Origin of the sequence: Paenibacillus sp. PastM-3, from assembly GCF_029893965.1 — a bacterium.
GTDB lineage: Bacteria > Bacillota > Bacilli > Paenibacillales > Paenibacillaceae > Paenibacillus_AQ.
In genome coordinates this window covers 12,598-34,721 of sequence record NZ_JARXXP010000005.1, presented here as the reverse complement: position 1 = coordinate 34,721, position 22,124 = coordinate 12,598, and the positions used below count along the sequence as shown (strand labels likewise).

Annotated in this window: 20 protein-coding genes; 10 read left to right on the top strand and 10 right to left on the bottom strand. The window is 51.1% G+C overall.

Annotation, left to right across the window (positions count from 1 at the left end; all coding sequences use genetic code 11):
• The first annotated feature begins 91 nt into the window (after nt 1-91).
• Nucleotides 92-1,972 (top strand): molecular chaperone HtpG, encoded by a 1,881-nt coding sequence (htpG, locus tag M2108_RS10450; protein ID WP_277469305.1) that lies wholly within the window; start codon nt 92-94, stop codon nt 1,970-1,972.
• Nucleotides 1,973-2,117: 145 nt separating this feature from the next.
• Here the strand turns inward: htpG and M2108_RS10445 are convergent, their stop codons facing one another.
• Nucleotides 2,118-2,987, bottom strand: a complete 870-nt coding sequence (locus tag M2108_RS10445; RefSeq protein ID WP_277469304.1) for a LysR family transcriptional regulator — start codon at nt 2,985-2,987, stop codon at nt 2,118-2,120.
• Nucleotides 2,988-3,141: 154 nt separating this feature from the next.
• Here M2108_RS10445 and M2108_RS10440 point away from each other — a divergent pair, with 154 nt between their 5' ends.
• Together M2108_RS10440 and M2108_RS10435 are read left to right on the top strand one after the other, a co-directional pair.
• Nucleotides 3,142-4,881 carry an ABC transporter ATP-binding protein gene (locus M2108_RS10440; protein WP_277469303.1) on the top strand — a complete coding sequence of 580 codons (1,740 nt, stop codon included), beginning with the start codon at nt 3,142-3,144 and terminating at the stop codon, nt 4,879-4,881.
• Nucleotides 4,878-6,617, top strand: a complete 1,740-nt coding sequence (locus M2108_RS10435; RefSeq protein WP_277469302.1) for an ABC transporter ATP-binding protein — start codon at nt 4,878-4,880, stop codon at nt 6,615-6,617. The genes M2108_RS10440 and M2108_RS10435 overlap by 4 nt, the downstream gene beginning before the upstream one ends.
• A gap of 112 nt (nt 6,618-6,729) precedes the next feature.
• Here the strand turns inward: M2108_RS10435 and M2108_RS10430 are convergent, their stop codons facing one another.
• Nucleotides 6,730-7,254 carry a GNAT family N-acetyltransferase gene (locus tag M2108_RS10430; RefSeq protein WP_277469301.1) on the bottom strand — a complete coding sequence of 175 codons (525 nt, stop codon included), beginning with the start codon at nt 7,252-7,254 and terminating at the stop codon, nt 6,730-6,732.
• A 135-nt stretch (nt 7,255-7,389) separates the two neighbouring features.
• Between M2108_RS10430 and M2108_RS10425 the strand changes: the two genes are divergently transcribed.
• Genes M2108_RS10425 through M2108_RS10415 form a run of 3 tightly spaced genes read left to right on the top strand, consistent with a single transcriptional unit; the run spans nt 7,390 to nt 8,660 of the window.
• Nucleotides 7,390-7,932 carry a TetR/AcrR family transcriptional regulator gene (locus M2108_RS10425; RefSeq protein ID WP_277469300.1) on the top strand — a complete coding sequence of 181 codons (543 nt, stop codon included), beginning with the start codon at nt 7,390-7,392 and terminating at the stop codon, nt 7,930-7,932.
• 13 nt (nt 7,933-7,945) lie between these two features.
• Nucleotides 7,946-8,275 (top strand): DMT family transporter, encoded by a 330-nt coding sequence (locus M2108_RS10420; RefSeq protein WP_277469299.1) that lies wholly within the window; start codon nt 7,946-7,948, stop codon nt 8,273-8,275.
• A 37-nt stretch (nt 8,276-8,312) separates the two neighbouring features.
• Entirely contained in the window at nt 8,313-8,660 is a 348-nt protein-coding gene (locus tag M2108_RS10415; RefSeq protein ID WP_277469298.1) for a DMT family transporter, read from the top strand.
• A gap of 102 nt (nt 8,661-8,762) precedes the next feature.
• Here M2108_RS10415 and M2108_RS10410 read toward each other — a convergent pair whose 3' ends face one another.
• Both M2108_RS10410 and M2108_RS10405 read right to left on the bottom strand, forming a co-directional pair.
• Nucleotides 8,763-9,779: a phosphotransferase gene (locus M2108_RS10410; RefSeq protein WP_277469503.1), complete on the bottom strand. Its 1,017-nt coding sequence runs from the start codon at nt 9,777-9,779 to the stop codon at nt 8,763-8,765.
• 472 nt (nt 9,780-10,251) lie between these two features.
• Nucleotides 10,252-11,634, bottom strand: a complete 1,383-nt coding sequence (locus M2108_RS10405) for a WD40 repeat domain-containing protein (protein ID WP_277469297.1) — start codon at nt 11,632-11,634, stop codon at nt 10,252-10,254.
• Between the two features lie 197 nt (nt 11,635-11,831).
• Between M2108_RS10405 and M2108_RS10400 the strand changes: the two genes are divergently transcribed.
• Both M2108_RS10400 and M2108_RS10395 read left to right on the top strand, forming a co-directional pair.
• Nucleotides 11,832-12,482 carry a hypothetical protein gene (locus M2108_RS10400; RefSeq protein ID WP_277469296.1) on the top strand — a complete coding sequence of 217 codons (651 nt, stop codon included), beginning with the start codon at nt 11,832-11,834 and terminating at the stop codon, nt 12,480-12,482.
• 349 nt (nt 12,483-12,831) lie between these two features.
• Complete coding sequence (locus M2108_RS10395) at nt 12,832-13,428, top strand: CGNR zinc finger domain-containing protein (RefSeq protein WP_277469295.1); 597 nt, start codon at nt 12,832-12,834, stop codon at nt 13,426-13,428.
• Nucleotides 13,429-13,491: 63 nt separating this feature from the next.
• Here M2108_RS10395 and M2108_RS10390 read toward each other — a convergent pair whose 3' ends face one another.
• The 6 genes from M2108_RS10390 to M2108_RS10360 form a co-directional block, all read right to left on the bottom strand.
• A complete protein-coding gene (locus M2108_RS10390) occupies nt 13,492-14,022 on the bottom strand; it encodes a DinB family protein (protein ID WP_277469294.1) in 531 nt (176 codons plus the stop codon).
• Between the two features lie 17 nt (nt 14,023-14,039).
• Entirely contained in the window at nt 14,040-15,029 is a 990-nt protein-coding gene (locus M2108_RS10385) for a D-cysteine desulfhydrase family protein (RefSeq protein ID WP_277469502.1), read from the bottom strand.
• Between the two features lie 34 nt (nt 15,030-15,063).
• Nucleotides 15,064-16,389: an MFS transporter gene (locus M2108_RS10380; RefSeq protein WP_277469293.1), complete on the bottom strand. Its 1,326-nt coding sequence runs from the start codon at nt 16,387-16,389 to the stop codon at nt 15,064-15,066.
• A 572-nt stretch (nt 16,390-16,961) separates the two neighbouring features.
• Nucleotides 16,962-18,668, bottom strand: coding sequence for an ABC1 kinase family protein (locus M2108_RS10370; protein WP_277469292.1), 1,707 nt, complete (start codon nt 18,666-18,668; stop codon nt 16,962-16,964).
• 102 nt (nt 18,669-18,770) lie between these two features.
• Nucleotides 18,771-19,478: a DUF421 domain-containing protein gene (locus M2108_RS10365; RefSeq protein ID WP_277469291.1), complete on the bottom strand. Its 708-nt coding sequence runs from the start codon at nt 19,476-19,478 to the stop codon at nt 18,771-18,773.
• A gap of 207 nt (nt 19,479-19,685) precedes the next feature.
• Nucleotides 19,686-20,156 (bottom strand): pyridoxamine 5'-phosphate oxidase family protein, encoded by a 471-nt coding sequence (locus M2108_RS10360; RefSeq protein ID WP_277469290.1) that lies wholly within the window; start codon nt 20,154-20,156, stop codon nt 19,686-19,688.
• 139 nt (nt 20,157-20,295) lie between these two features.
• Here M2108_RS10360 and M2108_RS10355 point away from each other — a divergent pair, with 139 nt between their 5' ends.
• Nucleotides 20,296-21,228, top strand: coding sequence for a helix-turn-helix transcriptional regulator (locus tag M2108_RS10355; protein ID WP_277469289.1), 933 nt, complete (start codon nt 20,296-20,298; stop codon nt 21,226-21,228).
• Nucleotides 21,229-21,299: 71 nt separating this feature from the next.
• Nucleotides 21,300-22,073: an SDR family oxidoreductase gene (locus M2108_RS10350; protein ID WP_277469288.1), complete on the top strand. Its 774-nt coding sequence runs from the start codon at nt 21,300-21,302 to the stop codon at nt 22,071-22,073.
• Nucleotides 22,074-22,124: the final 51 nt, after the last annotated feature.

Below are 22,124 nucleotides of genomic sequence, written 5' to 3'. Positions count from 1 at the left end.
ATATAAAAGGAAGTGTTAGCACTCACCCTTATGGAGTGCTAACCGTCCGGAAGCAATCAGCAGGCTATTTTTGAAAGGAGATTCTATATTCATGTCTAAAAAAGAGTTCAAAGCCGAATCCAAACGACTACTGGAAATGATGATTAACTCCATCTATACGCAGCGGGAAATTTTCCTGCGGGAGCTGATCTCCAATGCAAGCGATGCCATCGACAAAATCTATTACAAAGCACTGGCCGACGACAGCCTGGTGTTCAATAAAGAGGATTACTTCATTAAAGTTACCGCAGATAAGGATAGCCGCACACTGACCATCTCCGATACAGGGATCGGGATGACGCAGGAGGAGCTGGAGAACAACCTGGGGATTATCGCGAACAGCGGCTCTTTTGCATTCAAGAAGGATAACGAAGCCAAGGACGGCCATAACATTATCGGGCAGTTCGGGGTCGGATTCTATTCCGCTTTTATGGTGGCAGAGGATGTTACGGTCATCAGTAAGGCGCTGGGCAGCGACCAGGCTTACAAGTGGGAATCGCAGGGGGCGGACGGTTACACAATCGAGCCGGCGGAGAAAGATAGTGTAGGTACTGAGATTACACTCAAGATCAAAGCCAACACTGAAGAAGAGAATTACGACGAGTTCCTGGAAGAGTACCGCCTGAAATCCATCATTAAAAAGTACTCCGACTTCATCCGTTTTCCGATCAAGATGGACATCACCGGCAGCAAGCCTAAAGAAGGCAGTGAAGGAGAGTTCGAGGAAACGAAGGAAGAGCAAACCGTCAACAGCATGGTGCCGATCTGGCGCAAGAACAAAAGCGAGCTGACCGAAGAGGACTACACCAACTTCTACAACGAGAAGCGCTACGGCTTCGACAAACCGCTCAAGCACATTCATATCAGCGCCGACGGTGCGGTGGTATACAACGCGATTCTGTTCATCCCGGAGAACACCCCTTTTGACTACTACACCAAGGAGTACGAAAAAGGTCTGGAGCTCTACTCTAACGGCGTGCTGATCATGAATAAATGTGCGGATCTGCTGCCGGACTACTTCAGCTTCGTCAAAGGGATGGTGGATTCCGAGAATCTGTCACTTAACATCTCCCGCGAGCTGCTGCAGCATGACCGCCAGCTGACGCTGATTGCGAAGAATATCAAGAACAAGATCAAGAGCCAGCTCCTCAGCCTGCTGAAGGACGAGAGAGAGAAATATGAGACGTTCTACAAATCTTTTGGCAGACAGCTGAAGTTCGGTGTGTATAATGATTACGGTATGGAAAAAGAAACCCTCCAGGACCTGCTGATGTTCTACTCCTCCAAGGAGAAGAAACAGGTTACGCTGGCTGAATATGTGGAAAGAATGCCGGAAGAACAGAAGTATATCTACTATGCTTCCGGTGAGTCGGTAGAGCGGATCGAGAAGCTGCCGCAGACTGAGCTGGTGCTCGACAAGGGCTATGAAATCCTCTATTTCACTGACGATATCGATGAATTCGCGATCAAGATGATCATGTCCTATAAGGAAAAAGAATTCAAAAACGTCTCCAGCGGCGATCTCGGCATTGAAGAGGATGCTGCAGACAAGCAGTCGGAAGAGGAACAGAACGAGAATAAGGACCTGTTCGAAGCGATGCAGGGTATTCTGGCCGGCAAAGTGAAGGCAGTCAAAGCCTCCAAGCGGCTGAAGTCCCATCCGGTCTGCCTGTCCACTGAAGGCGAGCTGACCATCGAGATGGAAAAAATCCTCAAGGCCATGCCAAACGGCCAAGAGGTGCAGGCGGACAAGGTGCTGGAAATCAACGTGAACCATGACGTCTTCAAATCACTCAAGGCTGCGGCTGACAGTGACAAGGAGAAGCTGAGCCTGTACACAAATCTGCTGTACAACCAGGCGCTGCTGATCGAAGGCCTGCAGGTTAACGATCCGGTGCAGTTCACCAACGATATCTGCAAGATTATGGTGTAATGCTTAAGCGGCAGCTTTCTGCTGCTGTAGAGTGGCTGTAAAAGATAAAACCCGCTTCCGGCGCTGCCGGGGCGGGTTTTTGTATGTTTCGTCCTGGCATAGTTCCGCAATAGTAAATGCATACGGCAGTCCCCAAGCCCCATGTTTACCCCTCCCGGAAATTCTCAATAAACTTCACGGCCAGTGCGGACAGGTATTTATCCTTCATCCAGACGGCCGCAACCCGTGTATTGAGGGAGTCGCTGCGGATCTCCTTGAGAACCAGATTGCCGTTGGCGGCAAGGCTGTAAGCAGATCTGGGAATAATCCCGATGCCAAGCCCGGCGTTGGCCCACAGCAGGGTCGTACGGGCATCATCATTCATGCAGAAAAACTGCGGATCAAAGCCGTGCTCCAGACAGGTCTCGCGGATCAGCTGCTCAAACCTGCGGTACACAATGAGCGGCTGGTGCTGCAGCTCGCCAATTTCGATGGCGGTTCTTTCTTCACTCCAGTCATAATCGGGTGACATCACGGCAATCATAGGTTCTGATGCCGTATATATACATTCCAGCCCGATGCTGCTGAACGGGGTGCGGACGATTCCAACCTCGACGATGCCTTTGCTGAGCAGATCGAGAACCCGGAACGTATTGCCTTCATGAATTTCAAACTTCACGCCGGAATAGAGCTGATGGAAATCCAGCAGCCGTTCCTGCAGCAGGGTGGCGGCAGAGGAGGAGACGGTGCCGATGGAGAGTGTGCCGGACACGCCCTTCACATAATCCTTCAGCTCACGTGTCGTCGAATCAGCCAGCTCCAGAATCTGCTGTGCCCGGCCGCGCAGGATCATCCCGGCTTCGGTAAGCTGCACGCTGCGCGGGCCGCGTTTCACGAGCTTTACCCCAAGCTCCTCCTCCAGCAGCTTCAGCTGCTGGCTGAGCGGCGGCTGGGCCATCTGCAGCCGCCTGGCGGCAGACGTAATCTGTCCTTCCTCGGCAATGGCCAGAAAATATTTCAGTTGACGGATATCCATCATTAACCTCCTGCAAAATTATTCTGACATACGAAATACGTATCTCAGAGATATGAAACCAATATTATTAATATGGTAGCAGATATGACATAATCATAACGGGTCTTCTAGAAGTTGCATAGAGGTTACATACTGTATAGGCTGGTGAGTACTTATGTTTAAAATTGCTGTTTTTCTGAAACCGTACAAAAAAGAGGTGATCATCGGTCCAATCTTCAAGCTGCTCGAAGCGATACTGGAGCTGCTGCTGCCGACTGTTGTTGCACTGATTGTCAACAACGGCATCGGCAACCAGGATAGCGCCTATGTATACCGGATGGGCGGACTGATGCTTCTCATGACCTTGCTGGGCTTCGGCTGCTCCATGGTCTGCCAGTATTATGCCGCCCGTGCTTCACAGGGCTTCGGCACATCGCTGCGCAATAAGATGTTCAAGCATGTATCCTCGCTCTCCTACGCAGAGCTGGATAAGCTGGGAACACCGTCCTTGATCAACCGGATCACCAATGACGTGAACCAGCTGCAGCTGGCCGTAGCGATGCTGATCCGGCTGGTAGTCCGTGCGCCGTTCATCTGCATCGGGGCGATCATCATGGCGATGATTCTTGATTTCCGGCTGTCGCTGATTCTGCTGGCGGCAACACCGGTGTTCGGGGTGATCCTGTACTTTATTATCACCCGCAGCAGCCCGCTCTACCGCAAATACCAGCAGAAGCTGGATCATCTGGCGCTGGTGCTGAGCGAAAATCTGTCCGGTATCCGCGTTATCCGTGCGTTTGCGAAGTCGCGCCGCGAGAAGGAGCGTTTTGCAGCGGCGTCAGATGACCTGACGGAGACAGCGATCCGGGTCTCCCGCATAGCCGCCTGGCTCGGACCGATGACGACACTGGTCGTCAATGCGGCGATTATCGCCATCCTTTGGGCAGGCGGCTGGCACATCGACGCCGGACGCCTCTCGCAGGGGGAGATCATCGCTTTTATCAACTATGTCACCCAGATCCTGCTGGCCCTGATCGTCGTATCGAATCTGGTAATTCTGTTTACTAAGGCCTCATCCTCCGCTAACCGGGTTAACGAAGTTTTGGCCGCAGCCACCTCGGTTCCGGATGAAGGGAACAAGGCGATTTCTGCTGCAGCACCCTCTGACGTTCCGGTTATCTCCTTCGAGCATGTCTCCTTCGGCTATAACCGTACCGGTGAGCTTGCGCTTGAGGACATTACGGTAAAGATAAGCCAAGGCCAGACAGTCGGGCTGATCGGCAGTACAGGCTCCGGCAAGTCGACGTTCGTTAACCTGATTCCGCGCTTCTATGATACCGTTCAAGGGAATATCCGGGTCAGAGGGGTGAACGTCAAGGATTACCCGCTGGAGCAGCTGCGGAGCCTGATCGGCATCGTACCGCAAAAAGCGCTGCTGTTCACCGGTACGATCGCCGATAATATCCGCTGGGGCAAGCAGGATGCCACCCGTGATGAGCTGCTGCAGGCTGCTGCGGTGGCCCAGGCGGAGGAGTTCATCAGCAGGCTGCCGGAAGGGCTGGAAACGCCGGTAGCCCGGGGCGGTCTGAATCTGTCAGGCGGCCAGAAGCAGCGTCTGACGATCGCCCGGGCCGTGGTCGGCCGTCCGCCTATTCTGATTTTGGACGATTCCTCCAGTGCGCTGGATTTTGCAACAGATGCCGCACTCCGCAAGGCGCTTAAGGAGTACGGGCGGGATATGACGGTGCTGCTCGTATCTCAGCGTGTCAGCACGGTGCAGCAGGCGGATCAGATTATCGTCTTTGACGAGGGACGGATCGCCGGAACCGGCACCCATGAGCAGCTGCTTGCATCCTGCGGGGTCTACCGGGAAATCTGCGAATCACAGCTGTCCAGCCAGGAGGTGGCGCAATGAATACCAACGAGACATGGAAGAGGCTGCTGAACTATACGAGACAATACCGGAGCATGTCTGCCAGTGCCGTGATCTGCGCCATCCTGAGCGTGGCCGCCAGTCTGATTGGCCCGCTCCTGATCGGGCGGACAATCGACCGGATGATCGGGCCGGACAATGTCGATTTTCCGGAAATTCTCCGGCTGCTGCTGATTCTCGGCGCCGTGTATGCTGCCGGCAGCTTTTTCGGCTGGCTCCTGACCTATTACACCAACAAAATCGCCTACAGAACGGTCTATGATCTGCGCCGTGACTTATTCGATAAGCTGGATACGCTGCCGCTCAAATTCCATGACAATCATCCGCAGGGCGACAGCATCAGCCGGTTTGTCAATGATATGGATGCCGTCTCTGACGGACTGCTGCAGGGCTTCTCGACACTGCTGACCGGTATTGTCACTATTGCCGGTGCAATCGGCCTGATGCTCTATATCAGCCCTGTTATGACTGTAGTAGTGCTCCTGTCGGCACCTGTGACATATTTTGTCGCCAGATTCATTACCACCCGCTCTCAGAAGCTGTTCCGCGAGCAGGCCAAAATTCTCGGCGGGCTGAACGGCTATGTGGAGGAGATTGTCGGCGGGCAAAAGGTCGTGCAGGCCTACCATTACGAGGACCGCTCCTTTGCCCACTTTTCTGAACGCAACAATGAGCTGTATCAGACCGGGGTTAAATCACAGTTCTACGGCTCCCTGGCCAATCCGACAACCCGGCTGGTCAATAATATTACTTTTTCGGTCATTGCTATGATCGGCAGTGCGCTGGTTATCGGGGGGCATTTCTCGGTGGGGGACCTGTCGAGCTTCCTGATCTACTCCAATCTGTTCGCCAAGCCGTTTAATGAAATCACCGGTGTCATCACCCAGCTGCAGTCAGCGACAGCTTCTGCCCAGCGGGTCTTCCAGATTCTTGATATGGTGCCTGAAACGCCGGATGCGCCGGACGCTCATGTGCTGGGCGCAAGCCAGGGGACAATCACTTTTGACAGGGTAAGCTTTGCTTATACGCCGGAACGGCCGCTGATCCGTAATTTCAGCCTGGAAGTGAAGCCGGGTACCCGCGTAGCCATAGTCGGCCAGACAGGAGCAGGGAAGACGACGCTCGTTAATCTGCTGATGCGCTTCTATGATGTGGACAGCGGCAGCATCCGTATTGACGGTATGGATATCAATCACATCACCCGTGACAGCCTCCGGCAGAACTTCGGGATGGTTCTCCAGGATACGTGGCTGTTCGGCGGCTCGATCCGCGACAATATCGCCTACGGCAAACCGGGGGCGAGTGATGATGAGGTTATGGCTGCGGCCAAAGCAGCGAGCGCCCACAGCTTCATCAAGCGGCTGCCCGAGGGCTACGCGACAAAGATAAGCGGCTCCGGGGACAATCTGTCCCAAGGGCAGAAGCAACTGTTGACGATCGCCCGCGTCATGCTGGCTGATCCGCCGATGCTGATTCTTGATGAAGCGACCAGCAGCATTGATACGCTGACTGAGATACGCATCCAGAAGGCTTTTCTGAAGATGATCTCCGGCCGGACCAGCTTCGTCATCGCCCACCGGCTGTCAACGATCCGCGAGTCGGATATTATCCTCTACATGAAGGACGGGGATATTGTCGAGAGCGGCACTCATGAGGGGCTGCTGGCCAGCGGCGGACATTATGCGAAGCTGTATAACAGCCAGTTTGCGGCGGTATAACGTGGTCAGGGGGGCCGAACCCTGCAGGATTACAAATTTCATTAAATAAATACAGGCGGCTGCCCGCCGGGACTTGACTTTGACAGACAAGAGCCCGGCGGGCAGCCGCTGTTTATTCGTAGAATCTGCGCCACGAATCCAAGGTTTTTTGCATATGGAGGACTTCAAACGGCAGTGAAGGGTACTTCTTTTTCTCAATAGCCACATACTTCATGGATTCATAATAACGCTGGAGCTTTTCGAAGCAGGCGGCAATCGAAATCGAGACAGTCTGGCAATCGTGTACAGCAAATAAATCATTCTCTGCGCTTTGCAGCAGCTCTTTACCGTAGGAACGTCCTCGATAGGCGGGCAGGATTGCCAGGCGTTCTATGATCCCGTTATTCCCTTCTGCATAATATCCGATAGTTCCAATGGGTACATTAGACAAATGGTATAACACAACAACAGTGGTGTCGATAATCCGCTCTCTCGAGTCTTTTTCCCGCTCAAAAGCCACATAATGCGGATATTCAGCTTCAGTCAGACCGAGCTGCTGCGCCTGGGCTTGAAACGACTCTCTGATTAATTTAGTGACGAGTACGCTGTCCTCCATTCGTGCTTCTCTGAGCCAAAGCTCCACTTGGAAATCCTTCATCATATCCCTCCGTTCCAGGCTGTACAACACTATGATCTCAATTATCCGCCATTATTCTGCAGCGTTTCAGCGGCAAATGATACATGCTTTTTTATTTGACGCCTAAACCGTCCAGACGGTATAGTAAATTCAGAGGTGAATCCATTGAACGTTAATTCTAAACGCGGAGTCATATTGAACGCCGCATCCTCAATCATCAGGAGCCAGGGGGTGGAGAAGCTTACGCTCGAAGCGGTAGCCAGAGAGGCCGGCGTCAGCAAGGGCGGGCTGCTGCACCATTTTCCGAATAAAAATGCCTTGATTCAGGGGCTGGTCGATGAGCTGACGGACGGGTTCGTAACCGATGTCCAGGAACGGGCCGCGGTTTCAGCTGTTAATGAAGGCAAGTGGAGCAGGGCATACACGGAATCTGTGGCGTGTGATATCAAGGATGGGAACGGGATCAGCACGGCGCTGACCGCGGCGCTTTTCAGCAAACCGGAGCTGCTGGGGAAGCTGCAGGAGCAGTATGCGCTTTGGCAAAAAGACATTGAAAACGACGGGATCGACCCCGTGCGGTCAACCATTGTACGGCTCGCTGCCGACGGCCTGTGGTTCTCTGAAATGTTCAGTTTAGGGAAACTGGATGCGGAGCTGCGCGAACAGGTCATACGGGAACTGCTTAAAATGACGGTGTAGGAGGAAGAGGATTGTGAACCCCTTTATTTTATTGGCTGTTGCCATTGTGTCAGAGGTCTGCGGCAGCTCGCTGCTCAAATTATCCAACGGCTTCAGACGGCTATATCCATCTCTCGGGGTGGTAGCTGGACTCGGCTCGGCCTTTTACTTTCTGTCTCTGGCGCTGCAGTCGATCTCACTCGGTACGGCTTATGCGATCTGGTCCGGGGCGGGTACGGCGTTAACGGCTATGGTTGGAGTATTCTTTTATAAAGAACGGCTTAATCGTAAAAAAATACTGGGTCTGCTGCTGATTATCGGCGGTGTTATTACACTGAAGCTTGCTGCGGGCGGAACACATTGATTTATTTTTACGGGAAAAGAAGAGGAAGGGGATTCAATTGAAAAGCTACATATACCTGGCTATGGCCATCTGCTTTGAAATATTCGGGACAACGATGCTTAAGTTATCAGACGGGTTCACGAATCTGCTGCCTGGCCTCGGGGTAGTTGTAGGGATGGGGTTATCTTTTTACAGCTTATCCATGAGTCTGCGGGTCATTCCGTTAAGCTTTGCTTACGCGGTCTGGTCGGGCGTCGGTACGGCTATTACAGCCCTGCTTGGTGTGGTGGTGTGGGGCGATCCGTTCACTTTCGTGTCTTTCATCGGTATTGCGGCTATTATCGGCGGTGTGGTACTGCTGAACTCTTCCAATCATCCGGAAAAGGCAACGCAGGGGCAGCTGTGAACATACGTTTGTTTTCTTGAAGTTATTTTATTATTCGCGAAAAAGAAACTCCGAAACCCACAGCATTCGCGGGTATCCGGAGTTTTTTTATAGCTTAAAGAGTCAGCTCAGGACAGGGGTGCTCTTCATTTCATAGATTTTTTGAAGCGTCTGGAGATTAAGCGCCTTCCCGTCCTCGTCCTTTGCATGCAGATACCCTTCCACAAGCCTGTACCCGAATATGATCAGGATCAGCTCGCAGACGCAATGATCTGCCACAGGGGGAGCATCCGCATGCTCTGCAAAACCTCTATAATACGCAGGGACGCACCGCTGGTAGTATTCGATCATGTGATCAAGATCCACTTCGTCGGCAAGCAGGCTGGCGATGTCCTCGCCCAGGTAGCCCCATCCGGAGGTATCCCAGTCGATGAGCGCGATTGTTCCTCCGTCATAGAGGATGTTGGTGATCCAGAAATCCCGGTGGCACAGAATCAGAGGCAATTGTTCAATGCGGGCGAAAATCTCCTCTGAATGCTCGTCGATAGCAATAAGCATTTGCCGCACATGCTGCGGAAATTCACAATCCTCCGAACGGATATAATCGTAGACGAGCGGCCATGACCGGTAATGCAGATACGTATTCTTCATGAGATCCGCCCGGCTCAAATTGGTCAGACGCTCCAGCACAGCAGGCTGCTCCGCGTACAGCTTGCCCTGATAACGGCCAAGCTCCAGTGCAGCTTGTTCGTACATGTCCCCAGTCAAGTTTAAACCGGATACACCTTCAACGAATTCCAGCCACAGCTGATATTCATTCTGCCCGGCATTCATTTCAGCGTGATAACATTCCGGCCAGCGGAATTGATCCGTGAATGTTGCCCCTAAATCAGAGGCATAGAGATCATACTCCCGCCTCCATGAACCAGGATCACTGTAGCGCTCCCATTTATTCTGGATTTTCAGCACGACACGGTATGATAATTGCTCGCCGTCAGAGGTTTCAGCGGTTCCAGTTACCAGTTGTACATTTCCTACAGTACCGCCCTGCAGAGACTTAGTAGTGAAGTCTGCTGAGATGATCTCCTTCTTGAACTGCCGGCTTAAGACATATGTTAATGTTTCGATTGTAATCTTCATTTTTTCCATCCCCCGATTTTCTTGGTTTGCTTGCTCTGCATGGCTAATGTTTTCTTTCGGGCCCGCTTGTCAATCAGGTAGCCTGATTTATCCTGAACATATTAGTGCTCATAATGTTGTTTTTTGGACGCAAAAATGCCGCGGACCAGCAGCCTCTTAAGAAACTGCTAATGCACGGCATCAGAACGCACCAAAAGATACGATCCTCATCGTATTCTGCAAACAGCAATTTTCACGAAAGGTTACTTTGGACGGCATCACAAAGAATACGGGCAACATCCCGCGTTTTTCGTGTATGCCTGCTATTCGATTCTATGAACGAACCACCATATAAGTAGTTGCCATTAAAATCACATCCCCTTTCGTGTACGGAGCTTGCTTATCGCTAAGCTTTCTTTAAAATATCCTAATATGGAAAAATGTTCAATGTAATAAATGATTATAATTAAAGTGCACATGCATTCCCATTTGCTCAAAAAGTATAAGCATGACCTCCAACATCTGCCCAGGCTAACGTCCCATCCGGCATCCATCCAAGCAGAACGCCTGCTGCCACGAATGTTATGGTCCGTTCTTTTTTGTCATATAGCCGGATTGTACCTGCACCGGATGTGTAAGCCGCGAACCTGCCGTCCTGCGACCATTGGAGCGTAGACAGAAGGTAGTAATCCTGCTGCCGCTCATGCTCCCAAATATCCTCTTTAACCTGCTCCGTAATCCGCTCATCCAGCAAGACTCCGGAAGCCCCGCTGCCGGTGTTAAAACGGATTTTGCCATGCGGGTTACTCTCATCGTAGTCTGCGGGGAGTATCAGAATCGAGTCATCCTCCCAGGCCAACGGATACACAAACAGAAACCCGTCACTGTGTGAGAGGAAAGCTGCATTTTCCCGTGATAGCAGCGTATTTCCCTTCTGATCCAAAATCAGCAAATCCGCTCCGGGGCCGATGTAATCATCATGGGCGTATAATACAGCGATACGGGTGCCGTCCGGTGATGAGGACATCCCATAAACCGGCTTGTCAAAAACATGAAGCTTCCTGCGTGTGAAATCCTTCAGATCTACCCGGTACAGCGTTTTGTTGCCTGATACCATATAAGTGTAGCCGGGGTAAAAGCGGTCGGAATACATCTCATGGTAACCATAGTCATTGCCATAAGCGCCCTCCTCAAGGGGAAAAGCAGGGATCGTAAGCTCCTGGCCTGTCATAGCCTGAACCAGATGATGCTTTTCGTCTCCATAGAACAGAAAGGAGGGTCCGGTGAGTTGCTGGTGATCGACGGTTTTGACCCAGCCCGTATTCCAGACCGGAATCATCCGCTGAGTACCGGATACGATCCCTTTTAAATGAATACTGCCTTGATCGGTCAGGGATCTGACAACGACAGTATTGCGGTACGGCTGCTCTGTGCTCGCGAAGCTTCGTCCATCTGCTGTGGCGGTTTCATCCAGATTAAATGTCCCGGACCAAGCGTTCTCCTCATCCATGTGCAGACGGATCTGCACAAACCGCGGCGACTCCCATTCCAGCGTATAGCTGAACTCTGCCTGCGGATTGCTGGTCTGCAGACTTTTTTCGAGTGCGGCTTCCAGTGAAGCTTTGTCCATATCGGTATTGGACTTCACCTGCACAACTTGACCGTTTCCGCCCAGAATCTTCATCTGCTCAATATAGAGAAATGGCTCCTCCGGGTTTAAGGGGGCCGCGAATGAAGGTGTGGCCGGCGTAGCTGTAGCTGACTGGATCGTTGCCGGAGGAGGGGAAGGTGAAGTGTCCGCTTGTTCTGCTGTATCCGTCTGCTTACATCCTGCGAGCATGGCAGCCGCCAGTATGATAACTGTCAAATAACGCATGTATAAACCTCCCTGTTGCCAATAGTAAGAGTTTTCCATATGAATATGGACGTTGTTTATGCGGATAAGTTGCTTAGGCTGACCATTTGGCAGAGCTGCTCTGACAAGATAATCGTGAATGCATTGACTAGTCAGGAAGCAGCAACGTATAATTTTTCCAAATGTGTTTTTAAGTATAATGTTAAAGGGGATTTATAATGAAACGCCTGAAGTGGAACGTTTTGATCTATTCCGTGCTGTTCGTAGTTGTCTTATACATGACACTTAATGAATATTCGCCAATTTGGATCGTAGGAGCTACTTTCGTGGCCTTCCTTATTGCTTTTACGACCCAGTTTTATTATCCGGCAGTTCTGGATAAGCGAGTGGACCGGGTTGAATCCTTTTTACGCAGCCAGAAAAAGAATCCGGCCTTGTATATTCAGTATGTGCTTGCCAATAGACTTGAGGACGAAATGAATACGGTTATGGAGCAGCTGATGAGCAAAAATAAGCGGGTAACGGCACAGGCACCGTTCAAGGCGGCCTACGGGCTTTACCTTAAAGATATGGCTGCTGTTCATGATGCCGTGCCGCATATCCGCTATTCTGATTACCGTGCTTATTACGAAACGGCGCTGCTGGTGGAGGAGGGGAAAAGTGCTGAGGCGCGGGAACATCTGGAGTCTATCAAGAAACAGTGGATGAGATCAGCGCTGCTCGCAGAAGTGGAACGCAAAGCAGGCAACAGCGAAGCCGCCGTCAAGTATGCGAAGGAAGCAATAGACGCATCGGGAGGCGTGCAACGTTATGTGTTACATAAGGAGTATGAGAGGACGTTACCGCAGGCGGTTGGGCGGGTATCGTGAGTCTGAATTTCAGCAGGTTTAAAATTCTAAACATTCTAGGATCGTCTCCCTCATGCTTGAGGTGCTTCATCGCTGCTTCCCGCTTACGGACTGCCACTGCTGAAGTCTCCGGAGCTATTGCGGGAACTCCATACTTCCACTTCGCGGGCGCTGGGATTGGTTAATGGGCCGGTGAGCCTCTAAGTCTGGGCGGACGGGTGATAGGGTGCCGAGGAAGGTGGCCTGGACAAGGTATACCTACAGAATATTAACCTATATTACACTATTATGGGGTTAATATGGCTTGGTCGGAGGATCCGCGTGTGATAAAATAAGTATAAACTACGACTCAGCTGCTTAAGGAGACCTTATGACTACTACATTCCATTTCTATTCCGGCAATCCCTCCCTGGACTTGATCAATACCGAAGAAATGAAAAGAGGTAAGCGGGTTGATTCGCTCTCCGGGCCGGAGGACCTCGCGCTCTGGGTGCAGACCTTGATCTCCATGGGTGCCTTCGTACAGGAGCAGTTCGGTGGTTCCGCGGAGAAGGTGGATGAGGCTGTGCTGTCCGAGGTGAAGGTGCTCAGAGCCAAGCTCCGCGAGCTGTTTGAGCAGAGTGCCGAGGGAGGAACACCGCCGCCGGAATGCATTGGATACCTGGAGCTTCTCCTCAGGAATGCGCCATTGTCATACCAATATAAGGCGGATCGCCTGATTCCTATACCTCTGGGCTCCTTGCAGGCCTCACTGCTCTCCTTAATCGCGCTGGATGCTCTGGAGATCTGCACAAGCGGCAAGCTTCAGGGGCTTCACCGTTGCGGCAACCCCAGATGCATCTGGCTCTATCTGGATTACACCGGCAAGCGGAAGTGGTGCTCAATGAAGCTGTGCGGAAACCGGATGAAGGCTTCCCGGTTCAAGGTGAAGTCCGAAGGACAGCAAGAGGAGCTAACCTCTCTGTAAATGCGCAATAGGGCAGGCCTCCACGGTAAGCAAGGAGGCCTGCCCTTATTCTGTGCACCTCTATTACGAAGGTGTGTTATGACCGTTGTTAGCGGATTTCCACAGCGTGTTGATCCGGTCAAGCTGGCCCAGAGTATAAGCAATATGGCACAGGTCATGCACGAGTACCCATATCGCGGTACGGCCTTCGGCAGGAACCTCTCCCCAGCATAATACACCGCGGCTCAAATCAATAGGGCTTGGCTGCAACTGGCTGTCCTGCAACTGATCGAATGTCTTGATCAGCCGCGCTCTGGTGTCGGCGAGCAGAATTTCCAACTGTTCATGGTTCCCGCATACGCCAAATTCATTGGCCCGGATGCGGTCTGTTGGTATGCCGCCCACTACCTCGCCAATCCAATACCCTGCGGAGCCAAGCAGGTGATAGGCGAGAACATACGGACTATTGCTCATATGCTCCGGCTTCCAATTCAGGGCTTCGGGCGGAAGATTCCGAATGATGCGGAAGACATCCTCCAGCAGACCTTCCCCAATGACCTTCAAATCTTGGCCGATCTCTGCGGCTACGGCCGTGTGTTGTTCATGTACTGACATATCTTCTCATCTCTCCTTCATTTCGTGTGGAATTCGGTAATGACTGAATCATAGTGGAACAACAGTGGCAGACCCCCGGTATGTACGAATACCACCGCATCATACGAAGTCAACTGTCCCGACCGTCCCAAGTGGAGCAGTGCCGCCATCGCCTTGCCGGTGTAGACCGGATCAAGGAAGAGGCCCTCTGCTGTCGCAGCGGTATAAATAGCCTGTCTGCATTCTTCGGTAACCGCGCCGTACCCTTCACCGATATAACGATCCTCAATCCAGATGTCTGCTTGGCTCACACCTTTATCGTATCCAGCAAGACGCAAGGTCTCCGTAGCTACTCGGGCGGTCTTCTCCAGCTTGATCGGCGTTTTGCCGCTCACGCTGACACCCATAATGTCCATTGAAGAGGATAATATGCTTGCTCCCGCCACTAGCCCCGCCTGGGTTCCGCAGGTGCCTGTGGCAACAACGAGCAGCAGACGCTTCCGCTCCAATCCGAGCGGCTCAAGCTGCTGAATCAGCTCTTCCATGGCGAGAATATAGCCGACCGTTCCCAGAGCATCTGTACCGCCTTCGGGAATAATGCAAGGAATGCCGCCTTCCGCCCGGATCGTGCCGGCCACCTGACTCATGATTTCATTGACCACCTCCAGCGGAGGACGGTCAGCAGGAGGCGCCGCAAAGGTAACCCCCGCATGCATCAGATGATCCAGATACAGGTTGCCGTGTTGTTTTTCGCTGGGGGTACCACTCAGCACGAGATGGGGCTGGAGCCCAAGTCTGCGGGCAGCGGCGGCGGTAAGGTGGGCATGATTGGATTGGATGGCTCCCGTCGTGATGACATGGGTTGCGCCGTCTTGTACAGCTTTGCCAAGCTGGAATTCAAGTTTTCTGGCTTTGTTACCGCCTCCTCCAAGCCCAGTCATATCCTCTCTCTTAATATACAGTGGACATCCCAGTTGCCTGGATAGTTGTTCTGCTGGCTGCAAGGGTGTGGGCCAAGTTCCCAGCATGACCCGCGGCAATGAGTTAATTCTGTTCAAGTTCTCACCTCCTTTCAGGGGTTTCTTTCAGCAGTGGCTGGTCGGGGCGGATCAAAAGCCATAAGACGATGGAGCCGAGTACCGGAAGGATATTCAGCAGAATGGTCTTTTCCCAGCCGAAGGTCTGAGCCATCCAGCCACAGACAATCGGCGCAATAACGCCGCCTGTGCTGCCCCATACGTTCATCCATCCGCTGACAGAACCGGCAAATTCCTTGCCCAGATCATTGGCGAGCGCCCAGGATACGACAAATGGCAGTCCCAGTGCGCCCAGTCCCACGGTAAGCCAGAGAACATTCAGCGCAGGTGTGCTGGCATAAGCCGCCATGTATAAGCCCAGGATGAAGACCAGAAAACCGGCAATTGCGACATAACCTCTGGATTTCATTAGCGAGCGTGTGATCCGCAGGAGCATGTCGGAGAAGGCTCCGCCGGCGATGGTAACGATACACAGCGCCAGCCAAGGGAAGCTTGCGGCAATGCCCATAGATTGAAGGGAGAACCCGCGCGCCTCCATCAGATACGTAGGTAGCCAGGTAAGGAAGAACGTGTTCATATACAGAACGACCAGATATTGGCCTCCGATGGCCCAGAACCGGGGATTCCGCAGATATTGTCCCCAGGGCGCCTTAGCGGTTGAGCTGTTCGCGCTCCGGTTCGCCAAAATTAGCCGTTGCTCTGCTTCCGAAATCCAGGGATGCTGCTCGGGTCTGTCGCGGCCAATGATGAACCATACGATGGCAATGAGAACACCGGCCCCGGCGAACACGTAGAATACTGCCTGCCAGCCAAAAGCGGTCATAATGGCAACCCCCAGTGTCGGGGCAATCACCGGACCGAAGAAGGAGCCTGACAGCAGCGCGCTCGCAGCACGGCCCTTCTCATGCTTCTGGAACCAATAGGAGTTGAAGGAGGCGTTGCCCGGATACATCGGCCCTTCGCCAACACCGAAGAAGAACCGGACAATGCACATCATCACGTAAGAGGTGGCTGCGGCTGTGAATGCGGTGAACACGGACCAGAAGGTAATCGCGATGGCGATGATTTTGCGGGCACCATACCGTTCGGCAAGGATGCCGCCGGGAATCTGGGCGAGGCAGTATCCCAGGAAGAAGAGGGAGGTTAAAAAACCGAACTGCACCTTGTCGATATTCAGATCCTCCATCATGGGCTTGGCAACGATGGAAATGTTGGAACGGTCCATATAAGCGATGAGGCCGATGACGAAGAAGATGACGGCCATTCCCCAGCGCAGGCCCATTCTCTTGGGTTTCATTACAATAGCTGTACTAGTAGCCTGTAGCTTCGCTCCGGCTTGGTTGTTCTCCATGCTGAACCACTCTCCTGCCAATTATTGGTTGTATCCGATGAAGTGAGCGCTCAACCCCTTCGTGTAATTTAATTTAACATCAGATTAACTAACCGTCAATATGATTTTGAAGGGTTAGTTATAAAAACTTGTATTTCTCCTCCTTCGGCTTATGCTTCTCTGGTTTTTGGGGCATGGATGTTACGAAAGATAACATTTATCGAGGAGTGCCCGGCCACGGAGCTGAGTAGCCGCGTGGCAGGATATAGCTATGCAGCGGTATGGCGTATACGGCCGAGCGGCCTTATAGCGGACATAGCTGAGCAAGCCGCATGGCTTACACGGCTAAGCTGTCACAGGGCAGCACGTAAGGCACCCTTTCGGGTGCCTTGCGGTTTATGCGGCAGAACAGAAGAGCGCGGGTGAGGTAACGGGGCTTTATAATGGTGACATGGTATCAAGGGGCTGTACTCCCAATTACCTGCCGGACTTCATTGGGATTGAAGTATGCAAATGGAATCATTAGTTGTCCCTGAAATATAAAAAAAGGCCCGATTAAATATCGGTCCTTTATCATCTGGCTATTATTCATTCTATTTGAGCTTCGGCCGTTCCAATCTGCTGCGTTCACGCATGGCATTCATCTGGCGGACATGTCTTTCTTCACGCCGGTTTCCTCTTGTTATCAGCTGGCTCAGCATAATGAGCAGCCCCAAGGTGCCAAGTACATAAGAAACAATATGATTTACTTCATTCCACATGTTGGAAGCAGTCAGAAGAAATACCGCTCCTATGATCGTTACAATAATCCGCCTTGTATTTTTATTTTGCGTCTCTATCAATTTTTTCTCAAAGGAACTCGATAGCTTCACCCGTAAATTTCCGCTATCGATTCTGTCTACTGCAGAAATGAACTTCTTGGTCGTCGGAAGGATTCCTTTGAGTAGACTCGTGCCTTCATCTACAACGGTGGAAAAGACACTTCCACGCAGATCTTTAAGCACAACCTTTTGGATGTAAGGCCTAGCGGTCCCGATCAAATCAAGCTCAGGGTCCAGTCCAAGACAGAGTCCGTACACCGTAATCATTGCCTTGCCTAAAAATGTTGTATTTGCCGGTAACTGAAAGGGCTGGGAATAGAGAAAGTCACGTAGCTCCTCCACATTATCACCGGATGTCACAAAACCCAGGTCAAACGTATCCCCGTTGATTTGTTCAAATAATAACGTAAGATTCCTTGAGAACACCTCTAAATCTGTATTCCGTCTTAAAAATCTCAAACGGTTCAGGGCATCAATTGCGCCGTTAGCATCTTTTAAATATACGGCCATTAGAAGGGCTACCATCTGTGTCTTCATATCTTTTGCAATCCGTCCGACCATTCCAAAATCGATTAGGGCTATGGTGCTGTCAGGCTGCACGAGAACATTGCCCGGATGGGGATCCGCGTGAAAGAACCCGTTTACGAGAATCTGTTCTACGAAAATCTCCAGCAAAGCCTTCGCTAATTTCATCCGGTCTACACCCCAGGCATCAAGCTGGGCAAAATTGTTGATTTTTACACCTTCCATAAACGCCATGGTCAGCACCTTTGAGGTTGTATAGGACCAGTAAATGCCTGGAACAACGATATCCTTCCGATGCTTAAGCTGCTGCTGAAATTCTTCGGCGTTTCGTCCCTCTTTTTGATAATCCAGCTCGTCCATAACGGTATCGTAAAATTCCTCATACACCGCATCAAGATCCATCAGGGCTGCAATCCGGGACTGGCGTTTTAATAACCCGACAGCAACTTGTATAGATTTCGAATCAATTTCAATAATATCCTCGACCCCTGGACGCATAACCTTCACTGCGACTTGTTCACCTGTCCGTAATGTCGCCCGATGTACCTGGCCTAAAGAAGCCGCTGCAATAGGAGTTGTATTGAAATCGGCAAAAAGCTCGTTAACGGGCGCGTGGAGTTCGCTCTCAACCTTACGTTTGATCTCGGAAAAATCCACCGGAGCTACGGAGTCCTGCAGCTTGGACAATTCATCAAGAATTTCCTTCGGCAAAAAATCAACTTGCGCACTAACATGCTGCCCAAGCTTGATAATTAATCCGCCCATGTCCATTGCGGTCTCTGTAAAATAGGATGCCTGCTTTCGATATAGGGCTTTGGTTTTGGCTTCCCAGCGCCGTCTCGGTATAAAATATTTTTGTTTACCAAGCCACCAGAAAGCCCAAACGAATTTGAAAAGCATTTGCATGGTTCTTCTGAACCGTAGATCCTTCATCAATCTAAAGAATTCGCTCATTCCTTTTCATCTGCCTCTCCCCTTGATAGACAACCTGCACATGTATGATATTTTATACTAATCAAATTTTCAATGACAGTAATAAATAATGTCTGCAAGCGGTTATTTATCGATGGGATTGTCAATGTGGTCCTGATAGTAGTCGAAATACAGCTGATTCTGCGTACCTTTTACGGCATAGAATACATCTGAAACGGACTTGCCCCTTTGCCGCAGCACCTGCTCCAGCCACTGGGTGGTCAGCCCGTTATGGGCGAGATTGTGTTCCATGATTTGGCCGTCCATAATTAGTTCCACAGGGAACGTCTGAACAGCGGCAGTGTGTAACTTCAGATCTTTGCGCGTCACCCACTCATACTCGCTTTTCTTCTTGACAGACAGCTTTCCATGATCCTCAAGACAAGCATACTCAACCTCTTCCAGGTTGAAAATATCTTTTTCACGCAAAGACTGGGCGAGAGAGTCTAACGTGTACCGGATTTTTCGCATGTTGTCATCGAGAATTTTGCCATTCTCTATGACAATGGTCGGAGTACCGGATACCAGCCGGTTCCATGCCCGATTTTCGAGCGCAGCCTTGGATACGAGGAATGAGATGCCGAAGAAAATGAGCAGCGATACGGCGATGAGCCAATGGCTGAGTTTATCGTTAAAAGCCAAATTCGCTGCAATTGAACCCATCGTAATGCCGCTCACGAAGTCATGGAAGGTCATATTGGATATCGTCTGCTTGCCGAGCATTCTCGACGTGATCATGAGAAGGACGAATGCGGCGATCGTTCGTAAAATAACTTCTACGTATGTTTGCATTGGGCGGACTCCTTGTTCTGATTTCTGGAGGGGGCAAAGAAAAAATCCTAATATAAGAATGGCCTTAAACGTGCCTTTGTAGACAGCACCGTGAAACGTACCACAAGTAACGCCGAAAAAAAGGGAGTTAGCGAACACTCCCTTTGAGCTAAAATTGTATGTTGTCAGATATTTCTATATGTAAAATATGGAATCGGCGCAGACGGCTTAATTTGCCGTCTTATTCACAAAATCAATCTCATTCCGGATCCCTTTATGGGCGTCATTCCACAGCCCCTTTGTCAGGCGAATGCGCAGCAGGCAGGTATTAGGGTCTTCATCATTATTGGCTTCGTTATACCACCCGGCAAATATTGTACGCAGCTTCGTCATCATCTCCGCGTTTTTCTCATCACATACCCAGCCCAGGTTTTCACCCACCCCGTCGGCCGTAAAGTTCTCGACGATGACACAAACGGCGACTTCGGGATTTTGGGCGATCTGCAGCATCTTGTTTGATGTCGCGTATGTGACGGTGTAGAACGCGCCGTCCTCATAATAGGCGTCTACAATGCGGGAGGCGGGACGGCTTTTGCCATTGGGCCCCGGTTCCAGTGCGATAGTAGACAGAGTGATAAGGCCGTCCTTGTTACCTACCTGTTTTTCCAGCAGCTTCATGGCTTCGTTGTACTTGCTCATTATACTACCTCCTCAAGTGTCGTTAGGCATACATTAATAAGCTTATCATTGTAAAATTCTGGTGCATGTGAAAAATAATATAACTTGACATAATCCTGTCAAGTTTTTTTATTTATACTAACAACCAAGAGGTGAGCGTATGCAGATCAGCAGACTGCTTCAAATGACATATATTTTACTGGAAAAGGGGACGGTTACGGCACCGGAGCTGGCTGAGCGGTTCGAGGTGTCAGTCAGAACGGTCTACCGAGATGTTGAAGCCTTGAGCCAGGCGGGAATTCCGGTCTATACGAGCCAAGGAAAAGGCGGAGGCATTTCCCTTTCGGACAGATTTGTCCTGAACAAATCTTTGCTTAGCGATAAGGAGCAGGATGAGATCCTGTTTGCCCTGCAGAGCTTGTCCGCAGCCCGGTTGCCGGATTTGGGCGAGGTATTCTCAAAGCTGAGCAGCCTGTTCAGGAAAAATAGCACCAGCTGGATTGAAGTCGATTTCTCGCCATGGGGAAGCGGGAATAAGCAAAAAGAGCTGTACACCTTGCTGAAGCAGGCTATTTTGGAGCAGAGGGTCATTTCGTTTACCTACTTGAGCGCGGTCGGTGAACACAACAGCCGGAGAGCTGTTCCAGTGAAGCTACTGTTCAAGGATAGAGCCTGGTACGTTGAAGCCTACAGCTTTGAAAGAGGTGCTCCAAGAACCTTCAAGATTACCAGGATGTCGAATGTACAGCTTTTAGAAGGGGAGGGGACCGGGCTCTTAGAGTTCAAACAGGTGCGGACAGCTTCTGCAGGGACTTCCGATGAAGAGATTAAGGTTAATGAAAGCCCGAGAATCCGTTTAGCATTAAAAATAGAACCGGCAGGAGCCTATCGCATCGTGGATGAGTTTAAGGAAGAGGAGATTTTGAAACAGGAAGACGGGTCTTTCCAGCTCATTTCAGACATGCCCTCCGGAGAATGGCTTGTTCAATATCTTCTTTCCTATGGAGATTTACTGGAGGTTATGGAGCCGGAATCTCTCAGGCTGGAGATGAAAACCCGCACAGCCAAAATGGCCCAAAAATATTCAGGATAACTGGACACGCACCTGTCAGGTTCTGTTGTTTACACTAGCCTTGTATTTAAAACATACCAAGGAGGCTTCAAATGAGTAAAGAATTTGCAGGTAAAAGAGCACTGGTGACCGGCGGCACCCGGGGAATCGGTCTCGCAATCTTAAAGCGTCTGCATGCAGCGGGAGCTGAAGTTATAGCTACGGCAAGATCCATACCAGAGGCATTACCGGAGGGCGTAGGATTCGTTCAGACGGATGTGAGCCTTCCGGAAGGCGTGGATCATATCGTTCAGCAGACGATAGAGCAGCTCGGGGGTCTGGATATTTTAATTAACAATGTGGGCGGTTCCTCTACAAGTACAGCAGGAGCGTTAGCTTTAACGGATGAAGATTGGCAAACGACATTCAATGCCAACCTGTTTTCTTCGGTCCGGCTCGACCGCGGGTTTCTACCGTACATGGCCGAACAGCAAAGCGGAGTGATTGTCCATATCTCTTCGATTCAACGTAAGCTTCCCGGTATTATGACCATGCCTTATTCGGCTGCCAAAGCTGCACTCGTAAATTATAGTAAGAACCTGGCGACCCAGTTCGGCCCCAAAGGGATAAGAATCAACGCACTTGCTCCGGGATTTACCGAAACGGAAGCGGCGGAACGCTTAATCGGGAGAATGGCTGAACAAGCCGGCACAGACTATACCGCTGCCCGCCAGCAGCTAATGGACGAGCTTGGCGGCATTCCTCTCGGAAGGCCGGCCAAGCCTGAAGAGGTTGCCGAGCTTGCAGCTTTCCTTGCGTCAGATAGAGCCGCTTATATTACCGGCTGTGAGTATGTCATAGACGGCGGAACGATCCGCACCGTGTAACGAAATTATATAGGAGCTGATCTTATGAAGCCTAATCTGCATACAGGATTT